The following is a 21,843-nucleotide window of genomic DNA, read 5'->3' on the forward strand; positions in this document are numbered from 1 at the left end:
CTCACAGTTCGGTGGTGGTGTCACCGGAGGCGAGGAGTTCGAGATCCCGCAGGATCTTCTCCTCGACCGTCTCGGCCAGTACGGCCACGGTGCGGGCGGTCAGTACGTCACGCGGGGTGAGCCGGATGTCGAACACCGCGCTCGCCCGGGAGGCGATGTGCAGGCTCCGGATCGAATCCCCGCCGAGATCGAAGAAGTTGTCCCCCACACCGACCCGCTCCAGCCCGAGCACCTCGGCCCAGATCCCCGCCACGACACGTTCGGTGTCGGTCTCCGGGGCGGTGTACGCCGGTCGCGTCTCGGCCAGATCCGGCGCGGGCAGCGCACGCCGGTCGAGCTTTCCATTGCGGCTCAAGGGAAGCGCGTCGAGCTGGACGAACGCGGATGGGATCAGATAGTCCGGCAGCGTCCGGCCGAGGAAGGCCTTCAGCTCTTCCGCGGGCAGGTCGGTGCCCACCAGGTAGGCGACAAGCAGTTTGGCCCCCGGCCGATCCTCACGGACGATCACGGCGGCCTGCCTGATCGCCGGGTGGGCGGCCAGCGCCGCTTCGACCTCGCCCGGTTCGATCCGGAAGCCGCGGAGCTTGACCTGCTCGTCGAGCCTGCCGAGGAACCGGACCCGGCCGTCGGCGGTCCAGGCGGCGAGATCCCCGGTGCGGTACATCCGCGTACCCGGCGGCCCGTACGGATCGGCGGTGAAGCGATCCGCCGTCAGGCCGGGACGGGCGAAGTAGCCACGGGCGAGCCCGGCTCCGCTGATGCACAGCTCCCCCGGCACCCCTGGTGGAACCGGCGTCAGATCGGGACCGAGCACCTGGACGCGTATCCCGTCCAGCGGACGGCCGATCGGCACCACGTCCGGCACTTCGTCCACAGTGGACATCGGGAACGACGTGGCGAAGGTGGTCGTCTCGGTCGGACCGTAGCCGTCCACCACCCGCAGACCAGGGCAGGCGCCCAGCACCTGCCGGACGGCGGCGGCAGGGACGACGTCACCACCGGTCCAGACCTCCCGAAGCCCGGTAAAGCAGTCCGGCGCCTCCTGGGCGAGCACCCGGAACAGACCGGCGGTGAGCCAGAGGCCGGTCACGCCGTCCTCGGCGATCGCGTGCCGCACGGCGTGGGCGTCGACGTCGGCGGGCGGTGCCACGACGACCGTGCCGCCGTTGAGCAGCGGCACCCACAGCTCGTAGGTGGTGGCGTCGAAGGCGGGCGGCGAGTGCAGGAGCACCCGCTCGTGCGCGCCGCCCGCGAACCGCCGGTCCGCCGCCAGCGCGGCGACGTCGCGGTGCCGGACGGCGACCCCCTTCGGCGTCCCGGTGGAGCCGGAGGTGTACATCAGGTACGCCAGCTGCTCGGGGTCGACCGTCACGGCCGGGTCGTGATCCGGCCCCGTCTCCGCCTCGACCACAACATGTCCCTTGTGAACACGCGAGATCGTGTCCAGCCAGGTCTCGTCGGTGACGGCGTACTCGACGCCGGTCAGCAGCAGCCGCAGGCGCTCGTCCGGGGCGCGGGTGTCCAGTGGCACGTAGACGCCACCCGCCTTGGCGATGGCGAGTTCGGCGACCACGAACGCGCTCGTCCGCTCGGCCGCGAGGCCGACCCGGCCCTCCGGCCGGAGCCCGAGCGCGAGCAGCCGGTGCGCCAGCCGGTTCGCCCGCCGGTCCAGCTCCGCGTAGCTCAGGATCCCGCCGCCGGACACGACCGCGGGCGCGTCCGGACGGTCGCGGACCTGTTCGGCGAACAGTTCCGGCAGCGAGCGTGCCGCCGGTTCGTCGCCGGTGTCGTTCCATTCCCGCACCACGAGACGTTCCTCGGTGGCGTCGAGCACCGGCACCCGGCCCAGCGGTCGGTCGCCGTCGGTGGCGAGTTCGCGCAGCAGCAGGAGCAGACGCCCGGCGATGCCTTCGATGGTCGCCCGGTCGAACAGTTCGGGGTCGTAGCCGAGTTCCACCGACAGCCGTGGTCCTGGCGACGAGACCACGGTGATCGGGAAGTTCGTCGTCTCCAAGGCCGCGAGGTCGCGGACGCGCAGGCCGTGTTCGGCGGCGGCGTCGTCCTTGATCGGGTAGTTCTCGAACACCACGAGGCTGTCGAACAGGTTCACGCCACCGGGCAACCCGGTCCAGGTCTGGAGCCTGCTCAGCGGCACGAAGTCGAATCCGCGCGCCTCCGCCTGGGCGTTCTGCAGGTCCTTCAGCCATCGGGCCACCCCGGCCGAACGGTCGACGTCGGCGCGCACCGGCAGGGTGTTGATGAAGATGCCGAGGATTCCGTCCACTTCGGACAGTTCGGCGGGCCTGCCGGACACGGTGGCACCGAACACGACGTCCCGTTGTCCGCTGTAGACCGCTAGCAGCAATGCCCAGGCGCCCTGGACCATGACGTTGAGCGTGAGCCCGTGCCGCTTGACGAAGCCGTCGAGCCGGGCAGTGTCCGCTTCGTCCAGCGAATACGGCAGCCAGGTCGACGAACAGGTCGTGTGGGTCTCCGACTGCACCCGGTCGCAGGGCAGTGGTGTCGGCTCCGCCACGCCGTCCAGGGTGCGCCGCCAGAATCGTTCGGCCTCGTCGTCGTCGCGGCCGCCCAGCCATTCCAGGTAGGCACGGAAGGGGCGCCGGGACGGTAGCGATCCTCCGGCGTGGGCGGCGCACAGGTCGGCGAGCACGCCGAACACGCTCCAGCCGTCCAGCAGGACGTGGTGGAAGGTCCACAGCACCTGTGCTTCGGTGTCCGAGAGCCGGGCGAGCGCGACGCGCATCAGCGGTGCACGGGCGAGGTCGAGGCCTTCCTCACGGTCCTCGGCCAGCAGGCGCCGCAGTCGTTTCGCGCGTTCGGCTTCGGACAGGTCCGTCCAGTCGAGCCGCCGGATCGGCAGCGTGACGTCGCGGTGCACGACCTGGACCGGTTCCGCCAGGCCGTCCCAGACGAAGGCCGTCCGCAGCACCGGGGTCCGGTCGAGGACCTGCTGCCACGCCCGGGCGAGCACGTCGAGGTCGGTGACGCCGTCGAGGACGAACGTCGCCTGCTCGAAGTACAGGCCTTGCTCGCTCTGCGACAGCCCGTGGAAGACCATCCCGCCTTGCATGGGGGTCAGCGGGTAGACGTCCTCGACGGCGCGGCCGTCGCCCACCAGCCGGTCCACTTGGGACTGTCCGAGTGTGGTGAGCGGGAAGTCCGACGGCGTCCGGCCGCCCGCGCCGGGTTCGGCGCAGTGCTCGATGATGCCCCGCAGCGCGGCGAGCAGGCCGGCCGCCAGCGCGTCCACAGTGGACTTGTCGTGCAGGTTCGCCGAATACGACCAGGACACTTCGAGCGCGTCCTGCTCCACCCTGGCCACGACGTCGAACGCGTGTGTCCGCACCGCCGCCGCGTCCAGGTCGGCGTCCAGTCCCCCGCGCATGGCGTGGTAGAGGCCGCCGAGGTCCCAGTCGAACCGGCCGAGATAGTTGAAGCTGACCGGCGCGTCGATTCCCGGCGCGGTCCCGGCGAGGTGGCGCAAGGCGCCGTAGCCGATCCCGCGCCGGGGCACCGCCCGGAGCCGTTCCTTGACCACCTTGAGCGCCGCACCCCAGTCCGCGGGAGCTTCCAGCGCGACCGGGAACATGCTCGTGAACCAGCCCGTCGTGCGCGAGAGGTCGACGTCGTCGAACAGGTCCTCGCGTCCATGACCCTCCAGGTCGACCACGACCTCCCGCTGCCCGGTCCAGTCGGCCAGCACCCGGCCGAGCGCGGCGAGCAGCACGTCGTTGACCTGGGTGCGGTAGACCTCGGGCACGTCCCGCAGCAACGCCTTGGTCTCGTCCGGATCGAGCCGGACGGTGACCGAGCGGGCCGAACCGATCGTGTTCTCGCCGTCGCGGTCGGCAGGCAGCGCGGCGGGCCGCGGGACGGCCCGCCAGTACGCCAGTTCGTCGTCGAAGCCGCCCCCCGCGGTGTGCTCGGCGAGCCGTCGCGCCCACGAACGGAACGACGTCGTCTTCGGCCCCAAGCCGGCGCCGCGATACGCGGTTTCCAGATCCTCCAAGAGGATCCGCCACGACACGCCGTCGACCACCAGATGGTGCGCGGTCAGGGACAACAGCGACCCTGACAGGACGGCCGAGAACAACGGGCCGTTGCGCAGATCGAAGTCCTTTGTGGACACATCGCCGATGTGCAGCACGTCCACCGGCTCCGGTGGCGCGTTGTGCTGCCGCCAGCCGTCCTCGGTGCGCTCGAACCGCATCCGCAAGGCGTCGTGGTGGTCCAGGACGGTGGTCAGTGCGGCGCGTAGCGCGGCCTCGTCGACGTCCTCGGCGAGTTCGACCAGGACGGACTGGTCGAACTGCTCGGGCTGGGTCGCGAAGAACCAGTGCTGGATCGGGGTGAGCGGGACGTCGCCGGTGACCGGGCCCTGTTCGGCCAAGGTCGGTGCCGGGCCTTGCGCGCTCGCGGCGAGCGCCCTGATCGTCGGATACCGGAACAGGTCCTTCGGCAACAGCCGCAGTCCGGCCCGCCGAGCCCGCGACACCACCTGGATGCTGAGGATCGAATCGCCGCCCAGTTCGAAGAAGTCGGCTTCCGCGCCCACTTCCCCGACCCCGAGCACCTCGGCCCAGATCTCGGCGAGCGCGCGTTCGGCGTCCGTGCCAGGGGCCGTCCACGCGGTCACCGTGCGGCTGAAGTCCGGCGCCGGCAGCGCCGTCCGGTCGAGTTTCCCGTTGACGTTCAACGGGAACCGGTCCAGCGGGACGAACGCCGCCGGGATCATGTAGTCCGGCAGGTCACGGGCCAGGAATTCCTTCAGCTCTGCCGCGTCCGGCACGTCCGTCCCGGCGACGACGTAGGCCACCAGCCGTTTGACGCCCTGGTCCTCGCGAGCGAGCACGGCTGCCTGGACCAGACCGGGGTGGGCCGCGAGTGCCGCTTCGATCTCACTGGGTTCGACGCGGAAGCCACGGATCTTGACCTGCTCGTCGGCCCGGCCGGTGAACTCCAGCTGCCCCTCCGCCGTCCACCGCACGACGTCCCCGGTGCGGTACATCCGCTCGCCTGCCCGGAAGGGGTCGGCGACGAACCGGTCCGCGGTCAGCCCGGCGCTGCCCAGGTAGCCGCGGGCCAGCCCCTCCCCCGCTAGATGCAGTTCGCCGGGAACCCCCGGCGGCACCGGCCGCAGTGCGTTGTCGAGGACGTAGGCCCGCGTGTTGTCCAAAGGCCCGCCGATCGGCACCACATCGGGCACCTCGCCGACCGACGACATCAGCCGCACGGTCGCGAAGGTCGTGGTCTCGGTGGGGCCGTAGACGTCGGCGACCACCGTGCCCGGACAGGCTTCCAGCACCCGGCGCAACGCGGTGGCGGGTACGGCGTCACCGCCGGTCCACACTTCGCGCATCCCGGCGAAGCTGCCCGGTGCCTCTTGCGACACCAGCCGGAACAACCCCGTCGTCAGAAACGCCCCGGTGACCCGATGTTCGGCGATTACACGGGCGAGCGTGTCGACGTCGAGGTCACCGGGCGGCGCCACCACGACACAACCACCCGCCAGCAACGGCACCCACAGTTCATAGGTGTTGGCATCGAACGAATGCGGTGAATGCAGCAGCACCCGCTCGTGCGCTCCGGTCCGGAACCGCCGGTCCCAGGCCAGTGCCACGACGTCGCGGTGGCGCGCCGAGACTCCCTTGGGCGTTCCCGTGGAGCCCGAGGTGTAGATGACGTACGCCAAGTTGTCCCGATGAGGCGTCGGAAGGCGGCGCGGCGAGGACGGCTCGGTGTCCTCAGCGAGCAGGACCGGCCCGGCGTGGAGCGATCGGGCCACCGGCTCCCACTCCCGGTCGGTGACCAGCGCGGAAACCCCGGACAGCAAGCTCTTCAGGCGGGCTTCAGGCGCGCGGGTATCCAGTGGCAGGTACGCGCCGCCCGCCTTCACGATGGCCAGTTCGGCGATCACCAGCTCAGGCGAGCGTTCCATGAGCACGCCGACCAACTCCTCGACCCCGATGTCCAGCCGCTGCGCCAGCCGGTCCGCGCGAGCGTCCAGCTCGGCATAGCTCAGCTGGACACCGTCGGCGGCCAGCGCCGGCGCGTCCGGCGTCCGCCGCACCTGCTCGGCGAACAGTTCGCCGAGCGTGCGCTCGGGCACCGGGTTCGCCGTGTCGTTCCACTCCAGGAGCACCTGCCGCCGTTCGGCGTCGGTGAGCAGGTCGATCTCGTCCAGCGGCCGTCCAAGGTCCTCGCCGAAACTCCGCAGGACACCGGTCAGCTGCCGGGCGATTTGCCGGGCCGAAGCCGCCTCGAACAGATCCGGGTCGTAGCCGAGGTCGATGGACAACCGGTCACCCGGCGAGGCGACCACGCTGAGCGGATAGCTGGTCGTCTCGACCGCGTCGAGCGCCCGCAGCCGCAGGCCGTGCGCGGTGGCCGCCTCCTCGTTGATCGGGTAGTTCTCGAACACCACCAGGCTTTCGAACAGGTTCGCCCCGGCGGGCACCCCGCTCCAGCCCCGCAGCCGGGTCAGCGGCAGATGCCCGTACCGGCGGGATTCGACCTGGCCCGCCTGCAGGTCCCGCAGCCACGACGACGCGCTGACAGCGCCCGCCACGGTGACCCGGACCGGCAGGGTGTTGATGAAGATGCCGGCGATGTCGTCCGCTCCCGGCAGGTCGACCGGCCGCCCGGAAACCGTGGTGCCGAAGCAGATGTCGCGGTCACCGGTGTACCGGGCGAGCAGCAGCGCCCACGCGCCCTGCAGGAGCGTGTTCAGCGTCAGCCCGGCACTCTGCGCGGTCTCCCGCAGTCGGGTGGTCTCGTCCGCGCCGAGTTCGACGGTCAGCCATTCCGACGAGCGGGTGGTGTGCGCCTGCGCGGGCGGCCGGTCGAACGGCAGCCGCGCGGGTGTGGTGAGGTCGCCGAGCACGGTCCGCCAATGCGTTTCGGCGAGCCGGTCGTCCTGGTTCGCGAGCCACTCGACGTAATCGCGGAACGGACGGCGGCGGGGCAGCTCCTCGGCTTCCCCGCGGGTGAACGCGCCGTGGCAGGCGAAGACGTCGGACAGGATCCCGAACACACTCCAGCCGTCGAGCAGCACGTGGTGGAACGTCCACAGCACGCGGACCTCGGTGCCGGACAACCGCGCCAGCGTGAGCCGCAGCAACGGCACGGCCGTCAGGTCCATCCCCTCGTCCCGGTCGCGGTCGAGAACGTCCCGCCAGGCGGTGTCACGCTCCACTTCGGACAGTCCGCGCCAGTCATGGTGGGTAACCGGCACGGTCACCTCACGCCCGACCACCTGCACCGGCTCGTCCACGCCCTCCCAGACGATGCGCGTACGCAGCACCGGCGTCCGGTCGACCACGCGCTGCCAGGCCCGCGCGAGAACCTCCGGATCGGTGACGCCGTCGAGGACGAACGCCACCTGCTGGAAGTAGACCCGCTCCTCCCCCTGTGACAGGGAGTGGAACACCATGCCGGACTGCATCGGCGTCAGCGGGTGGATGTCCTCGACCTCGGGAACGGCGAGCCGGTCCACCGTCGCCTGGTCGAGCCGGGCGAGCGGGAAATCCGACGGCGTGCGGCCCCAGGCCCCGGGTTCGGCGCAGTGCGCGATGATCGAACGCAACGCGGTGACCAGCGACCCGGCCAGCCGGGCGACCGTCTCCTCCCGGTGCACGCCCTCCGCGTAGTACCAGGTGAATTCCAGCGTGTCGCCCACGACGCGGCCGACGACGTCCAGCAGGTGCGCGCGAACCGAGCGCGGACTGTCGTCCGACTCCAGCCGTCCCGAATCCGCGTCGAAACGACCGAGGTAGTTGAAGCTCACCTGAGGCGCGATCTCCGGCGCCGTCCCGGCGAGGTAACGCAAAGCGCCGTAACCGATGCCGCGCCGGGGCACCGCTCGCAGCTGCTCCTTGACCGACTTCAGCGCCGTGCCCCAGTCGTCCGGGACGTCGAGCGCGACCGGGAACAGCGTGGTGAACCAGCCGACGGTCCGCGACAGATCGACGCCGTCGAACAGCTCCTCCCGGCCGTGTCCCTCCAGATCCACCAGCACCCGGTCACGGCCGGTCCAGTCGGCCAGCACGCGGCCCAGCGCGGTCAGCAGCACGTCGTTGACCTGCGTCCGGTACACGTCGGGCACCGCGCGCAGCAGTGCCGCGGTCTCCTCGGCGTCGAGGCGGGTGGTGACCTCACGCATCGCCGCGGCGGTGTTCGGGCCGTCGCCGTCCACCGGCACGGCAAGCTCCGCGGCCGTGGCGCGCCAATGGCCGAGTTCGTCGTCGAACCCACCCTTGGCGGTGTACTCCGCCAGCCGTTCCACCCACTCCTGGAAGGAGGTTCCGCGCGGGCCGAGGTCGACGACTTCTCCGCGTACTGCTTGCCGGTAGGCCTTGTCGAAGTCCTCCAGCAGCACCCGCCAGGACACGCCGTCGACCACGAGGTGGTGCGCGGACAGGGTGAGCCTGCCGGGCGCGGACAGGGTGGCGCGCAGCATCGGCCGGGTGACCAGGTTGCGATCCACCGGCGTGTCCAGGACGTCGGCCGCGAGAGCGACCGGGGCGTTCACCTGCCGCCAACCGTGGTCGGTCCGCTCGAACCGCATCCGCAGCGCGTCGTGCTGCTCGATCAGGGCAGCCAGCGCCGTGCGCACCGCGCCGGGATCGGCCGCATCCGGCAGCTCGACCTCGACGCGCTGGTCGAAGTGCCCGGGATCGTCGGTCTGTGTGGTGAAGAACCACCGCTGGATCGGGGTGAGCGCGACGTCGCCACTGACCGGACCCCGGTCGACGGTTTCGTGGACGTCGCCTGCCGAAGCGGCCAGTTCGGCGATGGTGCGGTGCGTGAACAGGTCACCGGGCAGCAGGTCGAGTCCGGCCTGCCGGGCGCGGGAAACCACTTGGATGCTGAGGATCGAATCCCCGCCGAGAGCGAAGAAGTCATCCTCGGCACCGACTCGCCCGACCCCGAGCACCTCGGCCCAGATGTCGGCGAGCACGGTCTCCGGGCCCGGCCGCGGCGCCACGTGAGCGGTGGCGCGCTGACCGCCGAAGTCGGGCACGGGCAACGCCCGCCGGTCCAGTTTCCCGTTGACGTTCACCGGAAGCCGCTCCAGCGCGACGAACACCGCCGGGACCATGTAGTCCGGCAGGATGTGGCCGAGGAACTCCCGCAGTTCGGCGGTGTCCGGCACGCCGTTCTTCCCGACGACGTAGGCCACCAGCCGTTTGACGCCGTTGTCCTCCCGCGCGAGCACCGCGGCCTGCGCGAGTGCGGGATGCGCACCCAGCGCCGCCTCGATCTCCCCCAGCTCGACCCGGAAGCCACGGACCTTGACCTGCTCGTCGACGCGGCCGACGAACTCCAGCTGCCCCTCCGCTGTCCACCGCACGATGTCCCCGGTGCGGTACATGCGCTCGCCGGTGCCGAAGGGGTCGGCGACGAACCGGTCCGCCGTGAGACCGGGGGCGGCCAGGTATCCGCGAGCCACGCCCTCACCGGCGATGTGCAGCTCACCGGGAACCCCCGGCGGCACGGCGGACAGCCCGGCGTCGAGCACGTAAGCCCGCGTGTTGTCCAGCGGTCCGCCGATCGGCACCACGTCCGGCACCTCGCCGACCGACGACATCAACCGCACGGTCGCGAAAGTGGTCGTCTCCGTCGGCCCGTAGACGTCTGCGACCACGGTGTCCGGACAGGCTTCCAGCACCCGGCGCAACGCGGTGGCGGGCACGGCGTCACCGCCGGTCCACACCTGCCGCATTCCCGCGAAACACCGCGGATCCTCCTGCGACACCAGCCGGAACAACCCCGTGGTCAGGAACGCCGCGGTGACCCAGTGCTCGGCGATCACCCGGCGGAGCGTCGCGACGTCCAGTTCCCGTGCCGGCGCGACGACCACACGACCGCCGTTGAGCAGCGGCACCCACATCTCGTAGGTGGAGGCGTCGAACGAATGCGGCGAATGCAGCAGCACCCGCTCGTGCGCTCCGGTCCGGAACCGCCGGTCCCAGGCCAGCGCTACGACGTCCCGATGCCGCGCGGCGACACCCTTGGGCGAGCCGGTCGAGCCCGAGGTGTAGATGACATAGGCGAGCTGGTCGCGGTCGGCCGGGACACCCGGCGCCGTCGCCGGTTCGCCCTCGGCGCCGTCGACCGTCAACAACTGTCCACTGTGGACGTCCTCGGCCTGCGGCCGCCGTGCCGTGTCGGTGACGACGATCTTCGCCTCGGCTTCGGTCAGCAGCAGGCGCAACCGGTCCGCCGGTGCCCGCAGGTCCAGTGGCAGGTAGGCGCCACCCGCCTTGATGATCGCCAGTTCCGCCACGACCAGGTCGGCCGAGCGGTCCATCAGCACCGCGACCCGCTCTTCGGCACGGACACCGTGCCGTAGCAACAGGTGAGCCAGCCGGTTCGCCCGTGCGTCGAGTTCGGCGTAGGTCAGGGCACCGGTGTCGGTGGCCACCGCGACTGCTGCCGGAGTGCGCCGTACCTGAGCTTCGAACAACGGCGTCAGCGCGGCGTCCGGCAACGCCGTGCCGGTGGCGTTCCATTCGTGGACAACGCGGTTTTCCTCGGCGTCGGTCAGCATCGTGATCGCCGAAACTCCTACGTCCGCCATACCCCGCAGCAGCACGCCCAGATGGGTGGCGAGCCGTTCGGCCGTCCCTGCGTCGAACAGGGCCGGGTCGTAGCCGAGCACCAGCGAAAGCCGGCGGCCCGGGTAGACGACGACGCTGAGCGGGTAGTTGGTCCGCTCGGCCGCTTGCAGCTCCCGTATCCGCGGCCCGTCGGCGAGTTCGTCGATCGGGTAGTTCTCGAACACCACGATGCTGTCGAACAGGTTCGTCCCCGCGGGGACACTGCTCCAGCCCTGCAGCCGGGTGAGCGCGAGATGCCCGAACCGGCGTGAGGAGACCTGCCGGGCTTGTACCTCCCGCAGCCAGTCGACCAGCCCGGCGCCGCCGTCCACGCGCATCCGCACCGGCAGGGTGTTGATGAAGATGCCGGTGATGTCGTCCACCCCTGGCAGCTCAGGTGGTCTGCCCGAGACGGTCGCGCCGAAACAGACGTCCCGCTCACCGCTGTACCGCGACAGCAACAGCGCCCACGCACCTTGGACGACGGCGTTGACCGTCAGCCGATGGCGTTTCGCGAAGGCGTACAGCCGGTCGGACGCGGCTTCGTCCAGCTCGGCGGCCACCCGGTCGGCGGACCTGGTCGTATGCCCGCGGGCGGCCACCCGGTCGTACGGCAACGGCGTCGCCGCGGACAGCTCGGCGAGTTCAGCCCGCCAGTACTCCTCGGCCGCCCGGTCGTCCTGGCGGGCCAGCCAGGCGAGGTAGTCGCGGAACGGCCGCCGTTCGGGCACCGCCCCGTCATCGCCCCGAACCAGCGCGATGACGTCGGACAGCACCTGGAAGACACTCCAGCCGTCGAGCAGTACGTGGTGGAAGGTCCACACCACCCGCACGGCGTCACCGGGCAGCCTGACGACGACGAGCCGCGTCAACGGCGCGCGGGCCAGATCGAGCCCTTCCTCGGCGTCGGCCTCCCGCAGTCGCCGCAGCGCCTCCTCACGCTCTACAGTGGACAGTTCGGTCCAGTCGAGGTACGTGATCGGCAGGGTGATGTCGCGTTCGACAAGCTGCAGCGGCGACGGCACGTTCTCCCACACCACCCGGCTGCGCAGCACCGGCGTCCGGTCCACCACCCGCTGCCAGGCCGCACCGAGCCGCCGCGGGTCGGGGACGTCGTCCAGTACGAAGGTCAGCTGTTCGAAGTAGACCCGGGTGCCGCCCGGCGCCAGGGCATGGAAGACCATCCCGGCCTGCATCGGGGTCAGCGGATAGAGGTCCTCGACCGCGCGGCCGTCGCCAGCCAGCGCGTCCACCTGCCGCTGGTCCAGCGCGGCCAGCGGGAAGTCGGACGGCGTCCGGCCGCCCGCGTCCGGCTCGGCGCAGTGCCGGATGATCTCCCGCAACGCGCCGAGCATCGCGTTCGCCAGACCGTCCACTGTGGACTTGTCATGCACGCCCTCGGCGAAGAACCAGTCGAATTCCAGCGCGCCGCCGTCGATGCGGCCGACGACGTCGAGCAGATGCGGCCGGATCTCCTCCGGGGCGACGTCCAAGGTCAGTTCGCGGCCCGGCCCGGCGAACAGGCCGCCGTCGCTGACCGGTGGGTCGAACCGGCCGAGGTAGTTGAAACTGACCGCCGGGGTGATCTCCGGCGCCGTCCCGGTGAGGTAGCGCAGGACGCCGTAGCCGATGCCGCGGCTGGGCACCGCCCGCAACCGCTCCTTGACCGTCTTGAGCGCCCGGCCCCAGTCACCACCGGCCTCCAGTGCCACCGGGAACAGGCTGGTGAACCAGCCCACCGTTCGTGACAGGTCGGCGTCCTCGAACAGATCCTCGCGGCCGTGGCCTTCGAGGTCCACCACGACGCGGTCGTGGCCGGTCCAGTCCCCCAGGATCCGGCCGAGCGCGGTGAGCAGCACGTCGTTGATCCGGGTGCGGTACACGGCGGGCACGTCCCGCGTCAGCGCGGTCGTCTCGGCTTCGGTCAGTCGCACGGTCACCGCCCTGGCGGCACCAGCCGTGTTCGGTCCCATGCCGTCCACCGGCACCGACGTGTCGCCGTCGAAGTCCTGCCAGTAGGCCGATTCTCCGGCGAACCCGCCCGCCTCGGCCCGGTCGGCCAGGCGGCGGGCCCACTCGAGGAACGACGTCGACCTCGGTCCGAGGTCGACGGCCTCGCCCCGGACCGCCTGCCGGTAGGCCAGGTCCAGGTCCTCCAGCAGCACGCGCCAGGACACCCCGTCGACGACGAGGTGGTGGGCAGCCAGCCGAAGCGTCTTGCGACCGTCCTCTTCGGACACCCATGCCCGCAGCAACGGCCCGCGTCCGAGGTCCACTTCTGACGGTCCGGCGAGCACGTCCACCGGTTCGGGTGGCGGATTCACCTGACGCCACCGCCCGTTCGCGCGCTCGAACCGCATCCGCAGCGCGTCGTGCTGCTCGACCAGTGCCGACAGCGCCGTGCGCAGCGCGGCCTCGTCGACATCCGCGGTGAGTTCCATCGACAGCGACTGGTCGAACCGCTCGGGCCGCCGGGTCTGGGTGGCGAAGAACCACTCCTGGATCGGCGTCAACGGCGCCTCACCGGACACCGGGCCCCGCGCGGCAGTGCCGCCCGTCTCGGTGGCCGTGGCCGCCAGCGCGGCGACGGTCTGGTGCCGGAAAAGGTCGCTGGTGCTCAGCGCGAGACCCACCCGGCGTGCCCTGGCGCCGACCTGGATGCTCAGGATCGAGTCACCGCCCAGGTCGAAGAAGTTGTCCTCGACCCCGACCTCGTCGAGCCCGAGCACCTCGGCCCAGATGACGGCCAGCACGCGCTCGGGTTCCGTCCGCGGCGCCGTGCGGCGGACGGCCGTCGGGTCGAGCGCCGGCTCGGGCAGGGCACGCCGGTCGAGTTTCCCGTTGGGGCTCAAGGGAAGCGCGTCAAGCAGCACGATCGCCGACGGCACCAGGTAGTCCGGCAGCACCTCCGCCAGCGAGCCGCGCACCGCCGTCGCGTCCAGTGCCGTACCCGGCGCCGGGACGACGTAGGCCACGAGCCGCTTGCGCCCGGTGTCCGTCCGCGCGAGCACCACCGCCTGCGCGACGTCCGCCCATTCGGTGAGCGCGGCCTCGATCTCCGCCGGCTCCACCCGGAAGCCCCGGATCTTGACCTGGTCGTCGGCCCGGCCGACGAACTCCAGCATGTCGTCGGAACGCCAGCGCACCAGATCACCCGTGCGGTAGCACCGGCTCCCCGGCTCGCCGAAGGGGTTCGCGAGGAAGCGATCGGCGGTGGCCCCGGCAAGGTCGACGTAACCGCGGGCCAGGCCGGGCCCGGCGACGTACAGTTCACCGATCACTCCGCGCGGCACCAGCCGTAGCCGGGCGTCGAGCACGAACGCCCGCATCCCGTCCAGTGGAGTGCCGATCGGCACGACGTCCGGCACGGACTCCGGTGACGTCATCCGGAAGGCGGACGCGAACGTGGTCGTCTCGGTGGGCCCGTAGCCGTCGACCACGGCGAGCCCGGGACAGCCGTCGAGCACCCGACGGACCGTCTCCGCCGGGACCACGTCGCCGCCGGTCCAGACTTCGCGGACACCGGTGAAGCAATCGGGTTCCTCTTGGGCGACAAGCCGGAACAGGCCCGCGGTGAGCCACAGCGCGGTCACGCCGTGCCGGGTGATCAGCTGCCGCAGCCGGTCGACGTCGAGGTCTCCCGGCGGGGCGACGACGACCTCGCCGCCGTTGAGCAGCGGTACCCACAGCTCGTAGGTCGACGCGTCGAACGCCAGCGGCGAGTGCAGCAGCACCCGCTCGTGCGCGCCGCCGGTGAACCGGCTGTCCCCGGCGAGCGCGACGACGTCCGCGTGACGCACCGCGACGCCCTTCGGCACGCCGGTGGAACCCGAGGTGTACTCGACGTACGCCAGGTTCTCGGGGTCCAGATCGACGCCCGGCCGCTCACCGGGTTCCGCCGGGACGACCGGCTGAAGCGGCCGCGGATGCACGTCGGCGGCGGCGTCCGCCCAAGTGGAGTCGGTCAACAGCAGCGCCGAGCCGTCGAGGATCCGCCGCATCCGCGCTGCGGGCGCACGCAGGTCGAGCGGCAGGTACGCGGCGCCGGCCTTGAGGACGGCGAGGACGGTGACGACGAGGTCGGTCGAGCGGTCCATCAGGATCCCGACGCGGTCCTCCGCCCGCACACCCAGTTCGCTCAGGTGACGGGCGAGCCGATCGGCGCGGTCCTGCAGTTCGCGGTAGGTGAGCGTGGTGCCGCCGCAGGTCACCGCGGGGGCGTCGGGCGTCCGGGCCGCTTGCTCGTCGAAGGCCGCCGGGACGGTGTCGACCGGGACGACGGGGCTGTCATCGGGAAGCAGGAACCGCCGGTCCGCCTCCGTCGTGAGCGGCAGGTCACCGAGCGGCAGGCCGGGATCGGCGGCGATCCCGGTCAGCAGGGCCTCCAGCCGCGCGGCCAGCCGTTCGACGGTGACGGCGTCGAACAGGCCGGTGCTGTACTCGATCGCGAGCTCGAACGTGCCGTTGCGCGGCCAGAACTCGATCACGAGGTCGAAGCGGGCGGACGGCCGCGGCAGGTCGTGCTCGGTGACCCTCAGCCCGGCGACGTCGCGTGGCCGCACGAGCGGGCTCTGGAGGACGACGACGGCCTGCACGAGCGGCGTCCGGGAGGGGTCGCGTTCGGGCCGCACCGCGTCGACGACCCGGTCGAACGGAGCGTCGGCGTGTGCGAAGGCGTCCAGCACGGTTTCCCGGAATTCGCCGAGGAATCCGGTGAACGGCCGGTCGTCGGCCACCCGCGAGCGCAGCACCAGGGTGTTGACGAAGAAACCGGTCAGCTTCTCCAGTTCGGCGCGGTCCCGGCCGGCGACGGCCGTGCCGACCGCGACGTCCTGCTGCCCGCTGTGGCGGGCCAGCAAGATCTGCACGGCGGCGGTCAGCGTCATGAACAGCGTCGCGCCGTGCTGGTGGCCCAGTTCGGTGAGCCGGTCGACCAGTGCCGCGGGCAGCGGCCGCCGGTGGATTGCGCCATCGGTGGACCGCTGCGCGGCGCGGGGCCGGTCGGTCGGCAGGGCGAGCGGTTCGAGGCCGTCCAGCCGCTGCCGCCAGTACGCCAGATGCGGGCGCACCGCCGGGCCGGTCAGGCGGGAACGCTGCCAGGCGGCGAAGTCGGCGTAACGCACCGGGAGTTCCGGCAGTGTCTTCCCTGCGTAGAGGTCCATCAGTTCCTCGGTGAGGATGCCGATGGACGCTCCGTCGGTGACGATGTGGTGCTGGCAGAGCACCAGCAGGTGCTCCCGGTCCGCCAGTTCGAACAGGGTGGCCCGGGTCAGCGGGCCGCTCCGGAGATCGAACGGCCGCGACAACTCCGTGGTCAGTTCGCCGTCCAGATCGTCCTTATCGGACAGTCGGCGGACCTGGAGCGGGATGACGGCGGACTCGGTGATCCGCTGGATTCCCTCGTCGTCCACCACGTCGAAGGTGGTGCGCAGTGAGTCGTGGCGTGCGCAGAGCAGGTCGAGCGCGTTGGCGAGGGCGTCGACGTCCAGCGGACCCGAGAGCCGCAGCCCGACGCCGGTGTTGTTCTCGGTCGCCGCGTTTCCGGAAAGCTCGTCGAGGAACCACAGTCGTTGCTGTGCCGGGGAAATCGGCACCGGACGATCGTGGGGAGCCACCGGGATCGGCTCGGCCGGAGCCGGGTCCGGAGTCTCCGGCAACAGCCGGGCGAGCCGTTCGACGGTGGGGGCGTCGAACAGCGCTTTCGCCGTCAGCTCCGTCCCGAACGCCGTGCGCAGCCGGGAAAGCACCTGCACGACGAGGATCGAGTCACCGCCCCTGGCGAAGAAGTCGTCGGTGGCGCCCACCGGGCCGCCGCCCAGCACGTCGGCCCAGATCGCGGCGACCCGCCGCTCGGCGACGGTCCGCGGCTCGACGTACTCCGCCGTTTCCGCAGGGGGTGCCGGCAACGCGCGCCGGTCGACCTTGCCGTTGGCGTTCAGCGCCAAGCCGTCCAGGACGACGAACGCCGAGGGGATCATGTAATCCGGCAGCGTCTCGGTGAGCAACGCGCGCAGGCCGGTCGGCTCCTCTCCCCCGTCGCCGCGGGTGACGAGGTACGCGACGAGCCGTTTCGCGCCCGGCCGGTCTTCCCGGGCCACGACCACGGCCTCGCTGACGTCGTCGTGCCGGCACAGCACGTCTTCGATCTCGCCGAGTTCGATGCGGAAGCCGCGGATCTTGACCTGGTCGTCGGCACGGCCGAGGAATTCCAGCTCGCCGCGGGCGTTCCGGCGGACGATGTCACCTGTGCGGTACATGCGATCACCGTCCGGGCCGAGCGGGTCGGCGACGAACTTCTCCGCGGTCAGCCCCGGACGGGCCTGGTAGCCACGGGCAAGGCCCGCTCCGGCGAGGTGCAGTTCTCCTGCCTCACCGTCGGGCACCGGGTTCAGCCCGGTGTCCAGCACGTAGGCCCGCATCCCGTCCAGCGGCCGCCCGATGGGCAGGCGTTCCGGCACCGAATCGCGCGACGGCAGGCGATGCGAGGTGGCGAAAGTCGTCGTCTCGGTGGGCCCGTACCCATCGACCACGACGAGGCCAGGACAGTGTTCGAGGACGCGGCGGACCGGGCCTGCCGGGACCGCCTCCCCGCCGGTCCAGACCTCCCGCACACCGCGGAAGCAGTCCGGGGCCTCCTGCGCCACCACCCGGAACAGCCCGGCGGTCAGCCACAACGCCGTCACCCCGTATCCGGACACCATCCGGCGCAACTCCTCGACCCCGAGGTCGCCCGGCGGCGCGACCACGACGGTGCCACCGCTCAGCAGCGGCACCCACAGCTCGTAGGTCGACGCGTCGAAGGCAGGCGACGAGTGCAGCAGTATCCGCTCGTGCGCGTCGCCGAACCGGCTGTCGGCCGCCAGCGCCGCGACGTCCCGGTGCGTCACGGCGACGCCTTTCGGCACGCCGGTCGAACCGGAGGTGTACATCACGTACGCGAGCTGGTCCGGATCCACCACCGTGCCGGGTGAACCGGAAGGTTCGCGCTCCAGAGTGGGATCGTCGAGGCGCTGCGCGTGGACACCGGGGAGCGGGCGCTCCCGGTCGGTGAGCACCACCGAAGCCCCCACCTCGGCGAGCACCCGGTTCAACCGAGCTTCGGGAGCCCGCGCGTCGAGCGGAACGTAGACACCGCCGGCCTTGACGATCGCGACTTCGGCGACGACGAAATCGGCCGACCGCGTCAGGCTCACGGCGACCGGATGTTCGGCGCGGACGCCGAGCCGCGCCAGGCGGTGCGCGAGCCGGTTGGTCCGCTCGTCGAGTTCCCGATAGGTCAACGGAGCGAAGTCCCCGGTCACGGCGATCGCGTCCGGGGTGCGCGCCACTTGGCGCGCGAACAGTCCGGGGAGGCTCCCGCCGGCGTCCGCGGCCGGCTCAGGGTGGTGGGCTCTGGCGATGTCCTGCGATGTCATGAAACGTAAAACCTTCCGAGCGCGCGTCGAGGACCGCCTCGAGAGAGACGGGTGGACGGAGACAGAGGGGGAAAGAAGACCGGCCTCTCGGGCCGTGCGGCGGCGCGACCGCCTTCAGTGACTCACCCGCTCGGCGAGACGGCCGCCGACCTGCAAGGCGGTGACGCGTCCGGTGCGGGGATCGCGGACGATGCGGCCGCAGTCGGCCCGCAGTCCGGTGGCGGGGTCCGGGACCGACATCGTTCCGCAGTCGTAGAGGGCCAGGTCGCGGTGGACCTCACCGTCCACCGTGAGGCATACGACGCCCTCGGTGTCGGTCTCCACGACGTACTCCAGCTCCCCGTTGCGGTAGCCGCCGCGGCTCTCGTCCGGCACGGTGACCCGCCTGGCACGCTCACCGCGCGCCCGGTAGTCCGGGATGTCGAGGCCGAGCGCGCGCAGCTCCCGCAGCATCTCGGACCACAGCGCCGCTCCTCCGACGGCGTTGGTGGTCAACGCGACGACGGTCTGTCCTTCGTCGTTGACGCGCAGGTGGCACGACGTGCCGTCCGCCGTGCCGTCGTGGCCAAGCCAGGTGGTGCGCTTGCCATGGAACCGCGCCAGGCCCAGCCCCCAGCCGTCGGCGAGGCCGAAGGGTTCGGCGTCGCCAGGGGCGTACATCTCGCTCGCGGTCGCCTCGTCGAGCAGACAGGGATTGCCCAGATGAACCTGCCCGAACTTGATCAGTTCGCGGGCGCTCAGTGCCAGGCCGCCCACGGGAGCCAGCACCGGGGCCAGCATCTGTTCGACCACCCGGGGCAGGGCTCCTGGACGACCGGCGTGTCCTTTGGCGCTCGGCTCCCGGCCCGCGCAGCCGATGAAGCCGGCGTTCATGCCCAGCGGGCGGATCAGGATCGTTTCGAGTGCCTCCTGCCACGGCATGCCGGTCGCTTCTTCGATGAGCATGCCGACGAGCGCGTAGCCGACGCTGGAGTAGGAGAAGGCGGTGGCGGGGGCGCAGACCAGCAGCTCCGGGCGCAGCCAGCCGAGCAGGTCGCGACGGGTGGAGCAGTGTTCGGCAGGGTCGGAGGGCAGGCCACTGGTGTGACCGAGCAACTGCCGGAGTGTCAGCAGGCCACCGAGCTCAGTGCCGTGCAGCTCCGAGACGAATTCGCCGATGGGCGTGTCGAGCTCGAGGTCGCCGTCGGCCACCAAGAGCATCGCGAGCGTCGCGGTGAAGGCCTTGGTGATGGACCCGACGGGCACCGTCGAAGCCGACCTCATCGGGCGGTCACCGTCTTCCACACCGGCTTCGGCCACCGAGAGTTCGTCGCGGTGCCACACCGCGAGCTGGGCTCCCGGCACCTGGTGCCGCCGGATGAGAGAGCTGAGTACCCCGGCCAGCCTGCCTGGCGGGATGGAGCGGGCCGACTGCCTTCCGGAGGTTGGGGGAACACACGACTCTGCCACTGACGAAAACACTGAACTGACCTTCCGAATACTCGACTGTCACGGGAGAAAATCGCATGTAACCAATGACCGCCGTGGCGTCCTGAGAAGTTCGCCGCGCATCATTCTCGCCAAGAGATGCCTTACACAGTGCCCACCTTGGCCCGTTGTCGATACCACCAAGTGGACCAATTCGGAAAGCAATCGAAGATCCTCTTGCCTCGAAATTAATAAGCACAGAGCTGCCATGATCGCAATTCGAGTGCGGTGCCGGAAATTGACCCTCGGTCAATTCCATGCCGTGGAACGTGACCCAGCCAACCTTGAAACTGCGCTCCACCTGGGGTATCGCACCACCGCGACCATCGCCGGGCCGTCACATCGGAAGAACCTTCACGAATTCGACTTCGCCGCGAAATTTACCCGAACAGCACGTGACGAAAGGCTGAGCCGGAATGCGACCCGCACAAACCTTTACCTATACCCATGAAATAATTTTTCAAACATCCGGCCCGCAAGTAGGCGCCTCACGCAGCAGTCCAGAACTGACGACATGGCCGAACTCAGCCCATTGACCTGATCAGTGCCCTTCGTTGTTTCAGCGCGGCCGGGCGATCACCGCTGGCCACGTCCACCAGGTCGCCCGCGCGCTCACCCCGGACGTCAAGGTGGTCTACGCCGACAACGACCCCGTCGCCGTCACGCAAAGCAGACCGCTGCTACGTGACGGTCCCGCCACCGTGGCCATCGACGCCGACCCGCGTCGCCCTACCGGGATCCTCGACAACGCCACCGTCCGCAGCCTGCTCGACTTCGACCAGCCGATCGGAACTGCTCATGATCGCCGTCCTGCACTTCATCCCCGACCACGACAACCCCGCCGCCTACCGCGACTCACTTCCGCCCGGAAGCTTCTTCACCCTGTCCCACCTCAGCGATAAACCGCACCACCCGAACTTCAGGGCCAGGTCCAATGCTGCATCGACGCCTACCGAAGCAGCACCAGTCCCCTGTTCGCCCGCACTCGCGACACCCTCACCACCTGGCTGGCGACCCGACGACACCGCCCTCACCGGACCTGAGCACGACCTCGTCCTCGGCGCCGTCGCACGCCTCCCCTAACGGTCACGTCGCATAGCCACCTCGAGCCCCTGCAGCCAGATCAGGCCAACCAGGGCCGGGAAACCCGAAAGGATCGGGGCATACGTCGGCTTCCGCCGCTTCGGCGTCGAGGCCGAGGTTCTCACGCATGGCGGTGCGCATGACCTTGTGCTCCAGTTCCCGTCGCGCCACTGCCGGGTCTGGTTTCTGGAGACCCTGATGGAGTTTATCGACCCCGGAACCCCGTCTGGTCATCCTGCCGCTGTCGCTGCGTACCACGGCTAGACACAATGCCAGGAGGCGACCTTTGCCTTCGCACGCGCAGCCGCGGGACTCGCTGCAACCTCCATCGTCGACCTGAATCTCATCGGACAGCCCGACTGTCTGCGCCAGGCGGCTTCACGACGTCTTTGTTTCGGGCGACCGGTCGCCGAGCAAAGGCAGGAATCAAGATTCGCGGCGCGTCACGCCGGTCGAGTGAGCCGAGAACATACTTAAGGTCAACCGAAAGGTGCACGGCACGACACTGAGCCCGGCTTTCAGACCTGTCCCGGCGCACCCCGCGAGTGGCTGGAGCGAATCCGCATGGATGTCGAACAACGCGGCGACATTCCCGACCCAGGCGAACTCGGATGGCTGCACATCCCGGCATAGCCGCCACATCCAGCTGCACGAGAAAGCCCAGGCCAGGAAGACATGGACGACGGAACACGACCAGGTGCCTACACCGTAACGGAAACAGTGAAATGGCCGAGGAATCCTAAGCGAACGAGGAACCGCAAGGTACCGGTAAGTGCCTGTTATCCCATAGATCGATCAGCTATGAGACCTCGCGACCTGTGGAAACGCCGTTCGATGTCCGATACGAGGACCGCACGTTATCTGGTACATCACCCGTCGCCCTCGTCGTTGACCTTCGGGTTTGTCAAGGTCCGAAGTGGACTGCACGGATGTCCGAACTCCTGTGCAAGCCTCGTGATCCAGCTGTAGTCCATCACAGCACCATTTGGCTTCCTGCTATGTACCTCTCGTGGCCCTGCCGAGCATCATGGTGCGGTGCCTGCGATCCACGTTTGTCGATGACCCTGGTCTGCCCGAAGACCCCCAACTGAGCCGTACCGAGTTGCGCCACGCTTATCTGCAGGACTAGTACTGCAACGGCACTCAGTTGAGTGGGTAGCCTCGCCGTTTGTAGTGGCTGAGGCGGGCTTGGTGTTGTCGTCGGCGGCGGAATCGTGACCAGGACCAGATGTGGTCGGCGGTGTCGGCGACACGCA

At 70.3% G+C, this 21,843-nt stretch carries 3 protein-coding genes; 1 reads left to right on the forward strand and 2 read right to left on the reverse strand.

Translation table 11 applies throughout. The features are described from left to right. Window position 1: 1 nt before the first annotated feature. On the reverse strand, window positions 2–18,037 hold the full coding sequence (locus tag ACLARN_RS12895) for a non-ribosomal peptide synthase/polyketide synthase (protein WP_409491582.1): 18,036 nt from the start codon (window positions 18,035–18,037) through the stop codon (window positions 2–4). Between the two features lie 114 nt (window positions 18,038–18,151). Next, window positions 18,152–19,498, reverse strand: a complete 1,347-nt coding sequence (locus ACLARN_RS12900) for a serine hydrolase domain-containing protein (protein WP_409491583.1) — start codon at window positions 19,496–19,498, stop codon at window positions 18,152–18,154. 635 nt (window positions 19,499–20,133) lie between these two features. Between ACLARN_RS12900 and ACLARN_RS12905 the strand changes: the two genes are divergently transcribed. After that, on the forward strand, window positions 20,134–20,406 hold the full coding sequence (locus tag ACLARN_RS12905) for an SAM-dependent methyltransferase (RefSeq protein ID WP_409491602.1): 273 nt from the start codon (window positions 20,134–20,136) through the stop codon (window positions 20,404–20,406). The last annotated feature ends 1,437 nt before the right edge of the window (window positions 20,407–21,843 follow it).

Origin of the sequence: Amycolatopsis sp. cmx-11-12, assembly GCF_046269425.1 — a bacterium.
Lineage (GTDB): Bacteria > Actinomycetota > Actinomycetes > Mycobacteriales > Pseudonocardiaceae > Amycolatopsis.